Raw genomic sequence first — 1,066 nt, forward strand, 5'->3', positions numbered from 1 at the left:
GTGATGCTGGAGGGGGATGGCGCGCGTACGCTTCAGCACGACAGCGGGCTGGGGGAGCGGGTCGAGCCACTCAAGGGCCACGCGGGTGAGGCGTGCGGCTATCAGCTGCGGGTCGGGCCGGTGGCGCGTCTGCTGCTGGCGGGCCTCTCGCCGGTGGCGGAAGCCTGCGCCGCCTTCGCCGTCAGCCTCGGCTTCGAGGTGATCATCTGCGAGCCACGCGAGGAAGTGCTGGCCGACTGGGATGCCCGCAAGGCACCGCTCGAGGGCGTCAGCCTGCGCCGCGAGCTGCCGTCACGCTTCATCGCCGCCGGCGGCTGTCATGCCGCCACCGCCGTGGTCGCGCTGACCCACGACCCGCGTATCGATGACCTGGCGATGATCGAGGCGGTACGCCAGCCCGCGTTCTATATCGGCGTGATGGGCTCGCTGCGTACCTCAACGGCGCGTGCCGAACGGCTGGCGCGCAGCGGTGGACTCAGCGCCGAGGAGATCGCGCGCATCGTGATGCCGATCGGGCTGAATCTGGGCAGCAAGACACCGGCCGAGATCGCGCTGGCGGTGATGGCCGATATCGTGCGCATCCGCCGTGGCCGCGCTCGCGAGAGCCTGTGAAGGCGCTCAGGGGGCAGGCAGAGAGGTCGCCCATGAATGAGTCGATCATTCTGGTCATGGCCGCGGGGCAGAGTCGCCGCTTCGGCAGTGACAAGCGTCAGGCGCGTCTGGCGGATGGCCAGACACTGCTGATGGCGACGCTGTCGCGGGTCATGTCCTGTGGTGTGGACTGGCGTCTGCTGCTGCGTGAGGACGATGATCCCGCCGCACTGCTGGGAGATGACTTCGCGCGTGAGCATGCCGGGCGGTTCTGGCGTGCGCCGCAGGCGGGCAATGGACTCGGTGCCAGTCTCGGCGATGCCTTCCGTCAGCTCAGTGATGAGGCTGGATTGGCACATGTGCAGGTGGCGGCGGTATGGCTGGCGGACATGGCGCAGATCACGGCGCAGACCTTTCATGTCCTTCGGGCCGAGGCCCAGGCCGATGGCGTGCATATCGTGCGACCGAGGCTTGA

At 68.6% G+C, this 1,066-nt stretch carries 2 protein-coding genes; both read left to right on the forward strand.

From position 1 onward, the window contains the following. A partial coding sequence (locus tag AC4FAH_RS04705; protein WP_490245716.1) for an XdhC family protein occupies nt 1-612 on the forward strand: 612 nt, incomplete at its 5' end. A gap of 32 nt (nt 613-644) precedes the next feature. Continuing rightward, the coding region (locus AC4FAH_RS04710) for an NTP transferase domain-containing protein (RefSeq protein ID WP_490245717.1) at nt 645-1,066 on the forward strand (422 nt) is incomplete at its 3' end.

Source organism: Cobetia sp. (genome assembly GCF_983723665.1).